The 15,960-nt window shown below is 63.1% G+C and carries 17 protein-coding genes and 3 tRNA genes; 16 read left to right on the plus strand and 4 right to left on the minus strand.

What is annotated here, in order from left to right; genetic code table 11:
* Positions 1-97: 97 nt before the first annotated feature.
* From AS26_RS07670 to AS26_RS07685, 4 genes are read left to right on the plus strand one after another with little or no spacing between them, the layout of a single operon-like run.
* Entirely contained in the window at positions 98-754 is a 657-nt protein-coding gene (locus AS26_RS07670; protein WP_062308026.1) for a TVP38/TMEM64 family protein, read from the plus strand.
* A gap of 51 nt (positions 755-805) precedes the next feature.
* Positions 806-1,288 carry a MarR family winged helix-turn-helix transcriptional regulator gene (locus tag AS26_RS07675; RefSeq protein WP_245629667.1) on the plus strand — a complete coding sequence of 161 codons (483 nt, stop codon included), beginning with the start codon at positions 806-808 and terminating at the stop codon, positions 1,286-1,288.
* Positions 1,285-2,166 (plus strand): NAD(P)-dependent oxidoreductase, encoded by an 882-nt coding sequence (locus AS26_RS07680; RefSeq protein ID WP_062308031.1) that lies wholly within the window; start codon positions 1,285-1,287, stop codon positions 2,164-2,166. The genes AS26_RS07675 and AS26_RS07680 overlap by 4 nt, the downstream gene beginning before the upstream one ends.
* Positions 2,167-2,191: 25 nt before the next feature.
* Positions 2,192-3,346 carry a glycosyltransferase gene (locus tag AS26_RS07685; RefSeq protein ID WP_062308034.1) on the plus strand — a complete coding sequence of 385 codons (1,155 nt, stop codon included), beginning with the start codon at positions 2,192-2,194 and terminating at the stop codon, positions 3,344-3,346.
* 5 nt (positions 3,347-3,351) lie between these two features.
* Here the strand turns inward: AS26_RS07685 and AS26_RS07690 are convergent, their stop codons facing one another.
* Positions 3,352-4,392, minus strand: a complete 1,041-nt coding sequence (locus AS26_RS07690) for an LCP family protein (RefSeq protein WP_062308091.1) — start codon at positions 4,390-4,392, stop codon at positions 3,352-3,354.
* Between the two features lie 75 nt (positions 4,393-4,467).
* The gene (locus AS26_RS07695; RefSeq protein WP_062308037.1) at positions 4,468-4,653 is read right to left on the minus strand and encodes a hypothetical protein; all 186 of its coding nucleotides are present in this window, start codon (positions 4,651-4,653) and stop codon (positions 4,468-4,470) included.
* Between the two features lie 103 nt (positions 4,654-4,756).
* Here AS26_RS07695 and AS26_RS07700 point away from each other — a divergent pair, with 103 nt between their 5' ends.
* Positions 4,757-5,638, plus strand: a complete 882-nt coding sequence (locus AS26_RS07700; protein WP_062308039.1) for a DUF72 domain-containing protein — start codon at positions 4,757-4,759, stop codon at positions 5,636-5,638.
* Positions 5,635-5,844 carry a hypothetical protein gene (locus AS26_RS07705; protein WP_062308042.1) on the plus strand — a complete coding sequence of 70 codons (210 nt, stop codon included), beginning with the start codon at positions 5,635-5,637 and terminating at the stop codon, positions 5,842-5,844. The genes AS26_RS07700 and AS26_RS07705 overlap by 4 nt, the downstream gene beginning before the upstream one ends.
* 7 nt (positions 5,845-5,851) lie before the next feature.
* On the opposite strand, the gene AS26_RS07710 is transcribed toward AS26_RS07705, so the two are convergent.
* A complete protein-coding gene (locus tag AS26_RS07710) occupies positions 5,852-6,217 on the minus strand; it encodes a hypothetical protein (protein ID WP_062308045.1) in 366 nt (121 codons plus the stop codon).
* 146 nt (positions 6,218-6,363) lie between these two features.
* Here AS26_RS07710 and cax point away from each other — a divergent pair, with 146 nt between their 5' ends.
* The 3 genes from cax to hisC all read left to right on the plus strand — a co-directional run bounded on the left by cax (position 6,364) and on the right by hisC (position 9,306).
* Positions 6,364-7,419, plus strand: a complete 1,056-nt coding sequence (cax, locus tag AS26_RS07715) for a calcium/proton exchanger (RefSeq protein WP_062308047.1) — start codon at positions 6,364-6,366, stop codon at positions 7,417-7,419.
* 6 nt (positions 7,420-7,425) lie between these two features.
* Complete coding sequence (locus tag AS26_RS07720) at positions 7,426-8,142, plus strand: DUF502 domain-containing protein (RefSeq protein WP_083516018.1); 717 nt, start codon at positions 7,426-7,428, stop codon at positions 8,140-8,142.
* 63 nt (positions 8,143-8,205) lie between these two features.
* Positions 8,206-9,306 (plus strand): histidinol-phosphate transaminase, encoded by a 1,101-nt coding sequence (hisC, locus tag AS26_RS07725; RefSeq protein WP_062308050.1) that lies wholly within the window; start codon positions 8,206-8,208, stop codon positions 9,304-9,306.
* 67 nt (positions 9,307-9,373) lie between these two features.
* On the opposite strand, the gene AS26_RS07730 is transcribed toward hisC, so the two are convergent.
* Positions 9,374-9,706, minus strand: coding sequence for a hypothetical protein (locus tag AS26_RS07730; RefSeq protein ID WP_062308052.1), 333 nt, complete (start codon positions 9,704-9,706; stop codon positions 9,374-9,376).
* Positions 9,707-9,783: 77 nt separating this feature from the next.
* Between AS26_RS07730 and gltX the strand changes: the two genes are divergently transcribed.
* The 7 genes from gltX (at position 9,784) to AS26_RS07765 (ending at position 15,946) form a co-directional block, all read left to right on the plus strand.
* Positions 9,784-11,271 carry a glutamate--tRNA ligase gene (gene gltX, locus AS26_RS07735; RefSeq protein WP_062308055.1) on the plus strand — a complete coding sequence of 496 codons (1,488 nt, stop codon included), beginning with the start codon at positions 9,784-9,786 and terminating at the stop codon, positions 11,269-11,271.
* A 169-nt stretch (positions 11,272-11,440) separates the two neighbouring features.
* Positions 11,441-11,514: transfer RNA gene (locus AS26_RS07740), tRNA-Gln, on the plus strand.
* Between the two features lie 3 nt (positions 11,515-11,517).
* Positions 11,518-11,593: transfer RNA gene (locus tag AS26_RS07745), tRNA-Glu, on the plus strand.
* Position 11,594: 1 nt separating this feature from the next.
* Positions 11,595-11,667 (plus strand) — tRNA-Lys (locus AS26_RS07750).
* A gap of 166 nt (positions 11,668-11,833) precedes the next feature.
* Complete coding sequence (locus AS26_RS07755; RefSeq protein ID WP_245629668.1) at positions 11,834-13,324, plus strand: hypothetical protein; 1,491 nt, start codon at positions 11,834-11,836, stop codon at positions 13,322-13,324.
* Positions 13,325-13,336: 12 nt separating this feature from the next.
* Positions 13,337-15,169, plus strand: coding sequence for an excinuclease ABC subunit UvrC (gene uvrC, locus AS26_RS07760; protein WP_062308059.1), 1,833 nt, complete (start codon positions 13,337-13,339; stop codon positions 15,167-15,169).
* Between the two features lie 150 nt (positions 15,170-15,319).
* Complete coding sequence (locus tag AS26_RS07765; RefSeq protein ID WP_062308062.1) at positions 15,320-15,946, plus strand: succinate dehydrogenase cytochrome b558 subunit; 627 nt, start codon at positions 15,320-15,322, stop codon at positions 15,944-15,946.
* Positions 15,947-15,960 lie beyond the last annotated feature (14 nt).

A 15,960-nucleotide genomic window follows, 5' to 3' on the forward strand; every position in this document is an offset into this window, starting at 1 on the left:
GGGCGGCGGGCGCCCGCCGCCCTTTGAGTGTGTTTGAACCTTTGCCGACAGTCTGATACTGTGAAAGAGAGTGGAATGATAGCGGGGAGTCGTGGATGTGGCGGGGTTTGTCAAGCAGTTGCTCACAGATTGGCGCACCATTGCGATGATCCTGTCGGGCGCCCTGGTGGCGGTGGTGGTGCTCTATTTGGATAGGAACCACCGGCTGACCGACTGGATTCAGTCGTGGGGATTCTGGGGCGTGATCTGGGCCATCGCGATCATGGTGATCTGGTGCCTGACGCCCATCCCTTCCGAAGGGCTGTTGATCATCTTCCTGCGCGTGTTTGGAGTCGTCGCAGGAACGACCTATGCGTGGATCGGATCCACCATCAGTTCCATCCTTATTTTTTTCATCGCCCGCCACTTTACGCGCATCATGCTCCAACGCGTGCAACATCACGAGCGGTTTGAACAAGTCAACCATTGGGTTCGCGAGTGGGGGAGTTTGGGCTTGCTTTTAGCCCGCTTGCTCCCGGTGCCCGCGTTTTTGGTCAACTACGTCGCCGGCATGATCCCGGCCATCTCGCTTTGGTCGTACACGTGGACGGCCGTCGTGGCCATGGTGCCCTATTACCTCGGCGTGGCGTTGGTCTACGCAGGCGTGTTCGGCAACTGGATCTACATCCTTCTCGGGTGTATCCCGCTCGCGGCGCTCGCGATGTTCGCTGCGCTGTTGCGCCGCCGCGTGGGGCGAAACGGCCATGTGAAGTGACGCGGATGGGAGACGGCGGACGGATCGCGCAAGATTACATAGGTGGAGTGAATGTGGGTGAATGGGGATCGCCTGGATATCGCAGAGCGGCTCGACACAATCATGGAGCGGTTCTTCCGCGGGATGCGCTCGCACTTCACCGAGGACAAATTCGGTTTGACACACACGCAGGCGTTTGTGCTCCGGCACCTGAGTCTCGTGCCGCAGGCCAAATCGTCTGACCTGGCCCGCATCGCCGGCCTGAGCCCCGGTGCCATCACGCAGGTGTGTGACGAACTGGTCCGACTGGGGTACGTCGAGCGCGTGCGTTCAAGCGAGGATCGGCGCGTCGTGTATGTGATTCTGACGGATCGCGGCCGCTCCCATCTTCGGGAGCTCACGCGGAATCGCGCCGCCAAGATCGCGCAACTGCTGGACAAGCTGGGGGAACAGGACGCGAGGCGGTTTGTCGAGTTGCTCGAGCGATTGGTCGCCATCCTGGACGAGCACCCGTGTGGAGCCAGTCCGCGCAGCAGACAGGAGGGTGAATCATGACCATTGGCTGGATGGGACTAGGGCTGATGGGGGAGCGAATGGTGAAACGCGTGGCTTCCCTGGGGGAGGACGTCGTCGCGTACAATCGCTCGCCGAAAGCCATTCGCGATTTGCCAACCCACGTGCGGGTGACTTCGGACCCGAGAGACGCCGCGCGGGGATGTCGGGTGATCTTCCTGATGCTCGCCGACAGTGCGGCGGTGGAAGCCGCACTGTTTGCGTCTGGTGCCATCGACGCGATGGACCCGGGCGCTGTCGTCGTCAACATGAGCACGGTCGGGGTCGAAGAGTCGATTCGCTTTGCCGAACGCGTGGAACGGCGCGGATTCGGCTATGTCGAGTCCCCGGTGCTCGGAACCATCAAGCCGGCCGAAGAGGGGAAGCTCGTGGCCTTGGTGGCAGGCACAGAGGCGAATGAGGAAACGGCGCTGCCGTACCTCCACACCATGGCGCACGTCGTCCATCGACTGGGCAACGTCGGCAACGGATCCGCCATGAAACTCATGGTGAACTATTTGCTGGCCATGTCCATGCTGTCTCTGGGAGAAGCGCTCGCCTTCGCGGAACGGGCGGGGTTCGATGTTCGCACGGCGCTCGACGTGCTGGCCACGAGTTCGGTCTGGCCCGCCGTTTACGGCGGCAAGCGCGCCATGATTGAGACGGGCGACTTCACGCCGCAATTCCCGGTGAAACACCTGGCCAAGGATGTGCGTCTATTCACGGAGGCGAGCGAGCACTTGCGGGCTCGCACGCCCATCGCGGGCCTGGCCCGAGATCTCTTGCGGCGCGCATCCGCGGGATCCCTCGCCGATCTCGACATGGCCGCGCTTTGTTCGTGGTTCCGCGATGACGGACAGGGCCAAAGGTCCGATTCGTAGGCCTTGGCGCGAGGAGGCTTTGGGCGTGGACCTCAGTGTGGTGATCCCGACATACAATGAGCGGGACAACATTCATCCCTTGGTAGCGCGCATCCATCAGGCGTTAGCGCCGCTTCGGATTTCCTATGAGATTTGGTTTGTGGACGACAGCCGCGACGACACGGTCGCCGTACTTCGCGATCTCGAGGCGCAGGATCCCGCGGTTCACGTGTTGCACCGCGATCACGAACGGGGCCTCGCGAGCGCCGTCGTGCGCGGGTTCGAACGCGCGCAGGGACGGTACCTGGTCGTGATGGACGCCGACCTCCAGCACCCGCCGGAGTTGTTGCCGGCGATCTACGAGCGCCTGGCGTCCGGGATCGACGTCGTCATCCCGAGCCGGTTCGTGGAGGGAGGCTCGGACGGAGGGCTTGGCCCGCTCCGCAAGCTCATCTCGTGGACCGCGAGGGTCATTGGGCAACTCGCGCTCCATCGCCTGCGCAGGATCTCGGACTGTACAAGCGGTTTCTTCGGCCTGCGGCGCGAGGTGATCGACGGCGTCGAACTGAGCCCCATTGGATGGAAGATCCTCATCGAGGTGCTGGTGAAAGGGCGATACCGCACCGTGCACGAGATCGCGTACACGTTCGTGGCCCGGGACTTCGGCGAATCGAAGATGAGCCTGAAGGAGCAGTGGAACTACTTTCGTCACCTCGTGCGCCTGGTGAGCCAGAGCCCGCCGGACCGGCGGTTCTTTCTGTTCTGCCTCATCGGCCTGTCGGGCGTGGTGGTCAACGAGGCGGTCCTGAGCTTCCTGTGGTATGGGGTCCACCTGCGGGATACCGTTGCGTCCGTCGCCGCTTCGTTCGTGGCCATGCTGAACAATTACGTTTGGAACGATCGCGTCACGTGGAAGTCGGAGTCCTCCGGGCGAGGATGGGGATGGAAGCTGCCCTTGTTTGTCGGCATCTCAGTCGTCGGGATCGCGATGACGACGCTCGTGATGCGCGTCTGCGAGGGATTTGGTGTGCCCGTTCCCGTTGGACAGGCCATAGGCATCCTGGTGTCCACCGCCTGGTCGTACTGGATGAACAGCCGCGTGACTTGGCGAAAGATCGAGCGCGAGGCGCGCGGAGACGCCATTGTCGTCACACGGGAGTCCGTGCGGGATTCGTTCGCGCGGGCCAAGTCAGGCGCGTGAGCGCCTCAGGCGGGCGCCGAACGGCCGGCAGATGGCTGAGCCGTGCGCGCCGCTGGCGGAAGCCAGGTGCGGGTCTCGCGCGGGTCTTGGATGATGCGCGCCGGAACCTCGCCGTCCGAGAAAAACCGCTCGGCGACGTACCGAGCTTCGATCGGATTGACCACCCAGTAGCTCAGGTCTCCAGGAATGGTCGGGTCGGGATCGTGAAAGGAGCCCGGCAGGGTGGTGTGCACGGTTTGATACGCGTGGTATCTCGGCGCGCGTGCCGCTAGCCGGGAAAGGTCGGCCAGGGACATATCGGTGTCGATCATCCGCCACGCGTCGATCGCCACTTCGGGCAGGCGGGGCAGCGTTTGGGGGCGAAGGAGCTGATCCTTCAGCGCCACGAGGAACGCCTGCTGCCGCACCGTCCGCCCGATGTCGCCGAGGGCATCGTGGCGGTAGCGGACAAACTGGAGCGCCTGCTCGCCGTTCAGGTGATGCCGGCCTTTCCGCAGGTGAATGACACCGTACACCTGGTCGCCCGTGCGGTAGTCCATGTCGCGGGGCACCTCGATGTCGAGGCCGCCGATCCGATCCACCATGCGCACGAGCGCATCGAATCGAAGGATGGCGTAGTGATCGATGGGGAGGCCAATCAAGCGCTCGACCAGCATGCAGGTCTCCTCGGGCCCGCCGATGGCCAGGGCTTCATTGATCTTGCGATACCGGCCATCCGGGAACGCCACCTGCGTGTCGCGCGGGATGGAGAGGAGTTCGATGCGGCGATGGGCGTCGTCGAGGCTCGCCACCAGGAGCACGTCGGCGTTCCCGCGGGCGTCTTTTGGGCGCTTGTCGCTGCCCAGCACGAGGATGGTCTCGCGCCCCGCGAGCCGCGTCGTGCCGGGATCCGTCGCGGTCCAGCCGGCGGAAGAGGGCTCAACCGGCTGCGGGTGCGAGCGGTGCGCCTTGGCGTGCGGGCCGTCCGGCCGCGGCCAGGCGTGCCAAGCCCCGAGCGCCGCGAGCGCCACGGCTAGCCACGCCAAACGCCGACCGTATCGCTTCAAGGCGATCCCTCCCATCTCCTTGTTATCGTGTGAGGAGATGGGGATCTTTATACCGCGTTGAACCAGTGCAAGATGTCACTCGTGAACTAAGACCTGATTGCAATTCGTGCAGATGTAGACGTATTGCTCGCGCACGACGCGACCTTCAACGGGCATGCCGGGCTTGATCACGACGCTCGAGTCGAGCTCGACTTGGCGTTCTTCCCGGAACCAGGTATGATCGCAGTGCGGACAGCGGATGGCGTGTTGAGCGCTCGCCATGTCGTTCATCTCCCATCCAAGAGCTCGATGATCGCGTTCACGTCCACCATTATATCGATCTACGAAGAACGGGGTCAAAGCCCGCTCCGCGGGGAGGTCCAGCATGATACGCGTCGGAACGTGCGCTTTTCACGATCACGACGACTTTTACCCTCGCACCTGGCCCCGGGAGTTGCGGCTCGCGTACTACGCCTCGTATTTCGATCTCGTCGAGATCGACAGGACCTTTTATCGCATCGCGGAGGCCCGCGTGTGGGAGCGGTGGCTCGAGCAGGTGAGCGGTTCGTTCGTGTTTCACGTCAAGGCCCCGGGGGCCCTGACGTTTCACGTGCGCTCGATGACTGCGGCGGAGCGCCGGGACGTGGGCAAGGCATTTTTGGCCAGCCTTCAGCCCGTCGTGGAGCGCGGCCAATTGGGCGTCATCCTGTTGCAATTTCCCCCATGGTTTGACGCGACGCGCCGGCATCGCGTGACCGTCGAACGCCTGGTGGACTTCCTGCGCCCCCATCGCGTGGCGGTGGAATTTCGCGAGCGCAGTTGGTACGCTACCGACGAACGCACCCTGCACACGCTCGCATGGCTTCAGGCGCTTGATGTGGTTCACGTGATCTGCGATGAACCTGACGCGGGGCGGACGACGGTCCCGTACGTTCCCCGCGCCACCACGTCCCATCTCGCCCTTTTCCGCATGCACGGCCGGAATCGCGAGACGTGGAACCAGAAGGGGCTCGCTTCGTCTAAGGAGCGATTCCGCTATCGATACAGTCAGGACGAGCTCCGCGAGCTCGTGCCGGATGTGCGCGCGCTCGCCGCGCAGGTTCGCGAAGTTCACATCTTGATGAACAACAACTCCAACAACGATGCGGTGTGGAACGCACTGGATTGGCTGGATCTTCTCCATCTCGCGAAGCGCCCAAGACCCCTTCTCGAGCGCGGAGAACAGATCCGATTGTGGAGCGACGAGAACGATGGAGGCCTGTCATGAATGAACGGTATCCGAACTGGATGTTCGCCGGCGTCGCCATCGCTGCGTACGAGGTGGCGGGTTTCTTGGCGCGATGGACCGGCGTCTCGAACATCCGGTGGGTGGGATACGGCGTGGTGGCGGCTTGTGCCGCCATTCTCAGCATTCGGTATCTGAGGTCCATGTGGACGAGCCGGAAGAGGCGCCGGGGCCCGAAAGACGGCTGACTCGGCCTCAGCCGCTTTCGGCGAGAAGGCTCTCCATGTGTGCCGCGAACGCGGGAGATAGGCGCGTGTAGAAGGACACGCCATGTTGCTCGATCACGCCCACTTCGGTGACGAGATGCATGATCTGCGTGACGATTTTGTAGGGTTTTCCGTACGGATCTGGCTGAATTCCGAACAGCGGCTTTGCGTGGCGCACGTATTCGGCATCGGAGCATTCCACCATGCCGAGAATGTGTTCGAGGGCGATTCGATACGTGGTTCGGCCTCGTTGCTGGACGAACTCGCGCGTCGTCAACTGGTATTTCACCTGGTTGCGCACTTCGCTTCGCTTGAGTTCCCCTCGCAGCCGTTTGACCTTGGGAAATGCGTACATCGCGCCGTCCCCTTTCTCGCCTCATTGTAGCACACTTGTCACCTGGACCTCTGAAGGACCGATGCGAGGAAGGCCGAACCTTTGGTATGGTTTTGATAGATTTTTGAGGAATGGTGCAGACGGCATCACCAGGAGGAGAGACGCGATTGAATGTTCTGATCTGGATTGCAGCGGCCGTTCTGACCGCATGGAGCATTGCCGTTCATCTTTGGGTCCAGAGCCCTGTGATGCAGTTTTTCGTGTCGTCCGCGGCAGTGATTCCGCTCGCGGCCATCATGGGGCGCGCGACCGAGGCCATCGCGGCGAGGTCCGGTGAGCGGCTGGGCGGCCTCTTATCCGCGACGTTCGGCAACGCCGTCGAGCTCATCATCGGCATCTTTTCCCTGAAGGATGGCCTCATTCCCTTAGTGAAATCGTCGATCACGGGCTCCATCATCAGCAACCTGCTTTTTGTCCTCGGCCTTTCGTTCTTCGTAGGCGGATTGCGCCACCCGATTCAGAAGTTCAACGTCCGCGTGGCGCGCAGTCACGGCTCCATGCTGATGTTGGGCATTGGGGTTGCGTTCGTGGTCCCCACCGCATTCGCGTACGGCCAACCTCACATCTCCCCAGTGCTGTCGTACGGGGCGGCCGCGGTCTCCCTCGCGGTGTACCTGCTGGGGCTCTACTTCAGCCTGTTCACCCATCGCGAACTGTTTCAAGCCATCCAGCACGAAGAGGACGACGCGCAGGTGTCGAGCCGACCGGTTCTCGTGCACGTGGCGCTGTTGGCCGCTTCCACGGTGCTTGTCAGCCTGGAGAGCGATTGGTTGGTGGGCTCGGTGCGTTCCATCGCGGATCAACTGGGCTGGAGCGAGGTTTTCATCGGCGTGGTCGTCGTCGCCATCATCGGAAATGCCGCCGAGCACGCGTCGGCGGTCTGGATGGCCTGGAAAAACCGCATGGACCTGTCGCTCGAGATCGCCGTCGGCAGCACGCTTCAAGTCGCCATGTTCATCGCTCCGGTTCTGTTCTTCATCGGCGCTCTGATGGGCGTTCCGTTTACGTTCGCGTTCACCTGGCCTGAGGTCGTCAGCATGATGGCTGCCGTATTGCTGGTCGTGGTGCTGGTCATGGATGGAGAATCCAATTGGTTGGAAGGCGCCATGGCCTTTGGCGCGTACGTGGTGCTGGCGGCTGGTTTCTACAGCTTGCCGGGGTGACAGGAGATGAATTGGGTGAAGGAGGTCCTTCGAAAACTGGCCCAGTACCTGGGCATCGGCCTCGCGACCATCCTGCCGTTTGCGCTGGCCATCTGGGTGGTGGTGTTCGTCGTCAACCAGGTCGATGGGCTCGTCAGCTGGTACATTCCGTGGGTCTATCTTCACATCCCGGGTCTCGGCTTCTTGATTGTGCTCGCGGCGCTGTTTTTCATTGGCCTTCTGTCGCGCGCATACGTCAGCCGGATTGTGCTGCAGTGGGCGGACCGCGTCTTCACCCACATCCCGGTCGTGCGCACCGTGTACACCACGGTCAAGGAACTCATCGAAAACCTGTTCCACCGGCGAACCGCGTTCCAAACCCCCGTGCTCGTGATGTGGCCTGACGAACGCGCGCAGGTGCTCGGCTTCATCACCTCGGAAACCCTTCCCGAGCCGCTCGACCCAGAGGGGCGGATGGTGGCCGTGTACCTTCCAAACGCGTTTCAGTTCGCAGGCGTGACGGTCCTTGTCCCGCGCGATCGCGTCAAGCCAGTCGATCTCAGCGTGGAGTCCGCCTGGAGGTTCGCGTTGTCCGCGGGCCTCGGCGAGACGCGAGGATTCGAAGCTGGAGCGGGGAAGGGCGGGCAGCCGGTCGAGCCCCCGGCAGGGGGCGAGCAACGGCCCGAGACGTCCGCTGAGAGGTCCCAGGGGCCGAAGCCGCCTCCCTCGACGTTTGGCGCCTGAGCGGTGACGCCTTTGGCCGGTATCCTGTACAATGAAGGTCATGACATGTGGGAGGTGCACAGGATGTTCGACGTCACATCCAGGGTGAGGGGAAACCTGGCCGCCATCGAGCCGTACAAACCGGGGCTGAGCGACGAAACGTTGCGCCGAGAACTGGGGAACCGGCGCATTATCAAGTTGAATTCGAATGAAAACGCATTGGGCCCGTCTCCGCTCGCCATCGAAGCTATTCGCAAGGAGCTGCCGCGACTTCACCTCTATCCTGATGGTGCGAGCGATCTCGTTCGCGCGGCCATCGCTCGGCATCACGGGATTTCGCCGGATCAGGTGCTCGTCGGCAACGGCTCCGATGACATCATCAAGCTCATCTCCGAGACGTTTCTCGAGCCAGGGGACGAGATCGTGGTGCCGCATCCGTCGTTCTCCCAGTACGGATTCGGCGCACAGGTGATGGATGCGCGCGTCCGCTTGGTGCCGCTGAAGCCGGACTTTACCTACGACGTGGACGCCATGGCGGAGGCCGTCACGCCTCGAACCAAGATCGTGTACCTGTGCACACCCAATAATCCGACCGGGACCGTGATGAAACGCCGCGAATTCGAGGCGCTTATCGACGCCCTTCCCGACGACGTGTTCGTGGTGGTCGACATGGCCTACGACAACTACGCCTTGGATGAGGAGCGCCTTCAACTCCACCCGGACGACCTTCAACGGGGCAACGTGGGCTTTTTGTTCACGTTCTCCAAGCTGTACGGGTTGGCCGGGCTGCGCGTGGGATATTTGATCGCGAACGCGGACGTCATTCAGTTCATCCACCGGGTGCGGGAACCGTTCAACGTCAACCGGGTCGCGCAGATCGGCGCCATCGCGGCGCTCGAGGACGTTGAGCACGTTCGCCGTTCGCAGGCGCTCGCGTCGCAGGCGCGGTTTCAATACGGGCGGCTCGCCGAACGCGGGATCCGTGTGGTGCCAAGCGAGGCGAATTTTTGCCTGGTGGAGGTCGGCGACGGCGCCGCGGTGTTTGAGGCGCTCAGGCGGAGGGCCATCCTGGTGAGAACGGGATTCCGTGGGCTGGAGTCGTACGTCCGCATTACCTTTGGGACGCCGGAGGAAAACGACATGTGCATTGCCGCGCTGCTCGAGGTGATGGGCAAGACGCCTTGAGGGGCACGAAGGCGCCATCGCGCGGCCGGGGCAACGCTGGAAGTTGCCATCCGGCCGTTCGGCGCGTTTACGATCGATCCTCGTACGTGTCATCGCCTTTCTGCTCGTACGGCGCGGTATGGCGATCCGACGTGATCATGTTCGTGTCCCGAAAGCGGCCGCTCACCATCTGGCCGTCAAGCCAGCGGGACGTCTTGCCAGGGCGCCGCTCGTTGGTCGTGGCGCCGTAGGGGCCCTCCGGAAATTCTTCGACGGCGAGATCGTACGTGGAAGCTTGGGCTGCAGCGACGTCGGCCGTCGGGTAGTCGGTCTCTCCCTGATCGACGGGGCCGGGATCGTAAGCGCCGGAATTGGGGCTCGCCACGGAGGGCGTCGTCGGGGGGCGGTTGGTATGCTTCATCTCGGTTCACCTCGCGCCTAGTGTGTGCACGCAGGTGCTGTGGATATCCGTTGGGCAATTCGACAGGAGGTTCAGGTATGGGTCAGGAAATTCGTGTTCGCTTTGCGCCGAGCCCCACAGGGGCGCTTCATATCGGGGGCGCGCGCACGGCGTACTTCAACTGGTTGTTTGCGCGAAAGCATGGGGGAAAGTTCGTCCTTCGCATCGACGATACGGATCGCGTGCGCTCGACAGAAGCGTCGTACCAACAGATTCTTGAGGGACTGCGTTGGTTGGGCATTTTGTGGGACGAGGGTCCCGACGTGGGAGGCCCGTACGGCCCCTATCGCCAATCGGAGCGGATGGACATCTACCGCCGCCACCTGGACAGGCTCCTCGCGGAGGACAAAGCGTATCCGTGCTTCTGCACGCCTGAAGAGCTCGCGCGAGACCGGGAGGCCTTGCAGCGCGAGGGGAAGCCGCCTCGCTACGTGGGGCGCTGCCGCCATTTGTCTCCCGATGAGCGATCTCGGCGCATGGCCGCGGGCGAACCGCACGTGTATCGGATCCGGAGCCGCGCGGAGGGCGAAACCGTCGTGCACGATCTGATTCGAGGAGACGTCGCGTTTGCAAACAGCGAGATCGACGACTTCATCATCTGGAAGGCGGATGACACGCCGACGTATCACTTTGCTTCGTGCGTGGACGACATGGAGATGAAGATCTCCCACGTCATCCGGGCCGAGGAGCACCTGTCCAACACGCCCCGCCATATCGTGCTGTTCGAGGCGCTCGGCGCCGAGCCGCCGGCGTTCGCGCACGTGCCCATGATCCTCGCGCCGGATCGCAGCAAGCTGTCCAAACGCCACGGGGCCACAAGCGTGAGCGAGTACCGGGACATGGGGATTCTGCCCGAGGCGCTCGTCAACTATCTGTTGCTCCTCGGCTTCTCGCCCGGGGACGACCGAGAGATTGTGGATCGGGAGACGGCCATTCAGCTGTTCGACCTTGAGAAGGTCGCCAAGCACGCGGCCATCTACGACGTGAAGAAACTGGAGTGGCTCAATGCCCACTATTTTCGCCAGCAATCGCCCGAGACCCTCATGGATCAGGCGTGGCCGCAGTTGGTCGAGCGGGGGTACGTGGCGGAAGGCGAGAGTCGCCGAGAAGTTCTGATGTGGGTGCGCACCGTGGTCGCGTTCGTGCAGACGCGCAGCCGCAATCTGCACGAGCTCATCGACGGGATGCGTCCGTACTTTGAGCCGGTTCGCGCGTACGACGACAAGGGTGTTCGCAAGCACTTCGCGCATCCGGAGACGGCGAACAGGTTGAGAAGGGTCGCGGATGGTCTGGCGGGGGTCGCGCCGTTTCTGGCGCCCGTCATTGAGCGCGAGTTCCGGCAGTGGATTGAGCAAATGGGGGTCAAATCGGGCGAACTCATCCACCCGGTGCGCCTGGCCATCACCGGCTTGACCGTGGGCCCAGGTCTGTTTGATGTCATCGCGCTCCTCGGGCGCGATGAAGCCGTGCGCCGGCTGCGGGAGACGGCGGATCGCCTGGAGGCGGGCGACGTGGTGACCGGGTGAGGTACGGGGCCGGCGGGTTCGCCCGCCGGCCCGAGCCTCCGCATGCGGCGAGGGCGGCTCAAAAAAATAAACGAGTGACGCTTGACACAGCGCAACGAACCGTGTATATTAAATAACGCAACCGGGTGAAACGCCCGGGCGAGCGCGAGACGCGAGGGCAAGCGCACGATGCCGAATGGTGTAATGGTAGCACGACTGACTCTGGATCAGTTAGTCTAGGTTCGAGTCCTAGTTCGGCAGCCAGTAGGCCCTATCGTCTAATGGCTCAGGACGCCGCCCTCTCACGGCGGTAATAGGGGTTCGAATCCCCTTAGGGTCACCACGGGTCATTAGCTCAATTGGTAGAGCATCCGACTCTTAATCGGGTGGTTGAAGGTTCGAGTCCTTCATGACCCATTTCCGAAGACCTCCTGCGAATGCAGGAGGTCTTTCGTTTTTCGCCGAATTCTCGCCCGCGCGGCACGTGGGTCGGACAGCGCGGAGAAGGCTCTCGCTGTCTTTTCCGGCCTGCGTGGGCTATGATGAGACTATCCATCCTGGAGAGAACGGGGAAGCGTGACGCATGAGAGCTCGTAGATCGGGCGCGGAGCGCCGGCGGATGGCGCATGTGTTGGTGGATCGGTTCGGCCCGGCGGTGTGGCGTGCCGTCCGGGATCGGATGGGGGAGACCCCCGAGGCCGAGGATGCGTTCGTAGATCTCATGCTCGCTGTGTGGATGCGAATGGGCCGTCGCGGCGACGTCATGCGCCTTGGCGATCACGTGGAGCGGGCGCTCTTGTCGCTTGGGATTTCGTCTCCGGCGGAGGCCGACGCGAGCCAGGAGACGCCCGACATGTTGAGCGAAAGGGAAGGCGAGGAGGCGTTCGAGGAGACCGGGCTGCCGGAGGAAGGGCTCCCGGATCTCCCGTTGGGCCTGCGCAACCGGGCGCTGCAGAGATTGCGCGCCCAGATCGCGTACGAGGAGGCGGAGGTGCGCCGCTCGGGTTCCCGGGCGGTGCGGGCGGCGGCCGGCGTGCTCGCCGTGCTCGGATTTGGCCTCGTGGGGTACGGTTGGTGGGGAGAGCGGTCGTCCGGCACCGGGCCGCCCGCCGACGTCCATCGCGCGTCGCCGGAGCTTGTTTCAACTGCCGATTTGCCTGTGGCATTGCAGGCCGTGTTCGACATCACGCGACAGCCTATCGATCTCGGCCATCTCGCCTTTGGAGACGGGGAGCTTGTCACCGGCAGTTTGTCGCTTGGCGCCCAAGGTGACGGCATTCAACTGAGTGCCTATGCGCTTCACGGGCAGAGCTCGCTTGTCCACCCGCGCTGGACGTGCAGTGTGGCGATTTCCCCGCCCGCGCCGTCGGCGGGGGGCGCATGGCTTCTCCGATCCTGGTCGCTCTCGTCGGCGGGTCCCTGGGCTGTGGTGACGGTGAACTGGACGGACAACGGCATCCATGGGACGGCGTCGAGGGTCGACGTGTACGCCGTTCCGCTTGCCGGCGGATCGCCGTCGCGGCTCGTCACGCTGAACGCGGGCGACGGCGGAGAGGTCGTGATCGCGACGGGCCCGGGCGGCATCGCGTGGCAGGTCGTGTCGGGGCAAGAGGGGAGAGGTACGGCGTCGCCCGTGCATCTGGCGACCATCGTCGGGCGCGCGGGATCGGCGTCGCTTGGCCCATCTGTGAGGATCGATGTGAACGGGCTGGTTCGGAATCCACACGTGACTCGAGCGGGTCTGGTGTATCAGGGAACATCGGCGTCTCCCGCGGCGGCCGGGACGTGGGTGTGCGTGGCGCCGACGGGGCAGGCGACCGCCTACGCTGGGGTGCCGGGGGCGACCGATGGCACGCTGGTTGATGGGGCGAGCGGTGTGCTGTATGCGGTCGCCCCTGTACCTTCGCCGCAGGGACAGACGCTGGCCATGTGCGCGCTGCACGCACCGGGGAGTCGCCAGCCGTCGCTTCGGCTGGAGGTCCCGGTGTCGTCCTGGGGCGCGGACGGGGGCTACGTGGACTACGTCGAGCGCACTGGGGGGCGCACCTATCTTGTGGTGGCCCGCGCCGATTGAGGAGGTGAGGCCGTGAACCAGACAATTCGAGACAAGCTGGATCTGTTGCCGCAGCGGCCCGGCGTCTACCTCATGAAGGGCGAGAACGGAGAGATTCTGTACGTCGGCAAGGCGAAGGTGCTCAGGAACCGCGTGCGCTCGTACTTCACGGGGACGCACGATACGAAGACGCAGGTGTTGGTTTCACAGATCCACGACTTCGAGTACATCGTGACAGACACCGTCGCGGAGGCGCTGTTGCTCGAATGCAACCTGATCAAACAGCACCAGCCGCCGTACAACATCATGCTGCGCGACGACAAGTCGTACCCGTACATCAAACTCACCAGGGAGCGTCACCCGCGGCTGCAGATTGTGCGTCAAGTCAAGCGCGACGGGGCAAAGTATTTCGGTCCGTATCCCAACGCCACGTCGGCCCAGGCCACCAAGCGGCTGTTGGATCGGCTGTACCCGCTGCGCAAGTGCAAGACACTCAAGAAGCAGGTCTGCCTCTACTATCACATCCACCAGTGCCTGGCGCCCTGCGTGTACGACGTGGATGAGGCGACGTACGAAGCGATGGCGAAGGAGATCAGTCATTTTTTGAACGGCGGCCATCACGACGTCGTGCGCGAGCTCGAACAGAAGATGCAGGCTGCGGCGGAATCGCTTGCGTTTGAGCGAGCTGCAGAGCTTCGGGATCTGATCCGCCACATCGAGCAGGTGATGCAGGAACAGAAGGTCACGTGGACGGACGGGATCGACCGGGACGTGTTCGGATTTGCCGAAGACCGAGGGTTGCTCAGCGTGCAGGTGTTCTTTGTGCGGAACGGCAAGCTCATCGAGCGCCAGGTGCAGATTGCGCCGCACTTCGACGATCCACTGACGGATTTTATGTCGTACGTGGAACAGTTTTACCACGAGCGGGTGGATCTGCCGAAGGAGATTTTGCTGCCGGAGGGTGTGCCGAGCGAGGCGCTGGCTACGGTCGTCGATGCGAAGGTGCTCAAGCCCAAGCGCGGCCCGAAGCGGGAGCTGGTCGATCTCGCCTGCGAAAACGCGCGCCAGGCGCTGGCCGAGAAAATTCAACTCATCGATCGCAATCTCGACCGCACGCTGGGCGCGGTGATGGAGCTGGGACAACTGCTCGCCATCCAGCCCCCTCGGCGCATTGAGGCGTTTGACAACTCCAATCTTCAGGGCGTCGACGCGGTGTCCGCGATGGTGGTCTTCGTGGACGGCAAGCCCGCGAAGTCGGAGTACCGCAAGTACAAGATCCGGTCCACCCACGGGCCCGACGATTACGAGGCCATTCGCGAAGTCGTGAGAAGGCGGTACAGCCGGCTCATCCGCGAACAAAAACCGCTGCCCGATCTCGTCGTGATCGACGGCGGAAAGGGTCAGTTGCGCGCGGCCCTGTCCGTCCTGGAGGGCGAGCTCGGGCTCGACATCCCCGTGTGCGGCTTGGCGAAGGACGAACGCCACCGCACGAGCCAGCTCTTCTTCATGGACGAGGAGGAGCCGGTGCGCATTGAGCGGCACAGCCCGGCGTTTTACTTGCTCGAGCGGATTCAGGACGAAGTCCATCGATTCGCGGTCGAGTTCCACCGGGCGAGGCGCAGCAAAACGGGGTTTCAGTCCATCCTCGATGAGATTCCTGGCGTCGGACCGGAGCGGAAAAAGGCGATTCTGCGCCGATTCGGCAGCCTGAAGGCAATTGCGGCGGCGGAGCCGGAGGACTTCCGGGGCCTCGGCATCGGCGACAAGCTCGCGCGGGACATCGTCGCCAGAGTGCGGGAAGCGCTGGCCTTTCGCGCTCAAGCGGATGGCGAGATGGAAATTTCGTCCGAGGCACCGTTTTCTTGATTCTACGATGGCCAATCATTACAATTTAGAAGGTGCCAAACGGATGGCGGCGTGCGTCGCGCTGACCTGCGGTGTTTTGCACTTGCAGGGCGATCCCGCCGCGCATACATACCGTTTTCTCTTTCTGGGGGATTGAAGGGAGGAACCCAAGTGGCAGTGGCCCAAGCAGCCCAGCAAAACCGGGAGTTTTTGTGGCGGCGGCTTCACACGCTCTCGGGCGTCATTCCGGTGGGACTGTTCCTGCTGGAGCACCTGTTCACGAACGCGACGGCGCTCGGCGGTCCGGCGGCGTTCAACGAAGCCGTGCAAGCGATTCAATCGCTTCCGCTCCTGCACGTCATTGAGTTCGTGTTCATCTTCCTGCCCATCACGTATCATGGCGTGTTCGGGCTCTACGTGGCGTTCGTGTCCGGCTACAACGCGAATCGGTACTCGTTTGGCCGCAACGTGATGTTCGTGTTGCAGAGGGTGACAGGCATCATCACCTTCGTCTTCATCATCTTCCACCTGTGGACGACGCGGTTCTCCGGCAACGCGCCGTCGTTTGACATGGTGCACGAGCTTGTCACCAACAATGCGTACTTTGCGTTCATGATCGTCGGCGTGATCGCGGCGACGTTCCACTTCTCGAATGGACTGTGGTCGTTCGCGATTCACTGGGGCATCACGGTCGGGCGCCGGGCGCAGCGCATCACCGCGTGGGTGACGATGATCATCTTTGTCGTGCTGGCGGCGGTCGGTGTGGCGTCGCTCATTGCGTTCCGCATGAACGTCTGAGGTACACATGGACC

Source organism: Alicyclobacillus sendaiensis NBRC 100866 (assembly GCF_001552675.1).
Classification (GTDB): Bacteria; Bacillota; Bacilli; order Alicyclobacillales; family Alicyclobacillaceae; genus Alicyclobacillus; species Alicyclobacillus sendaiensis.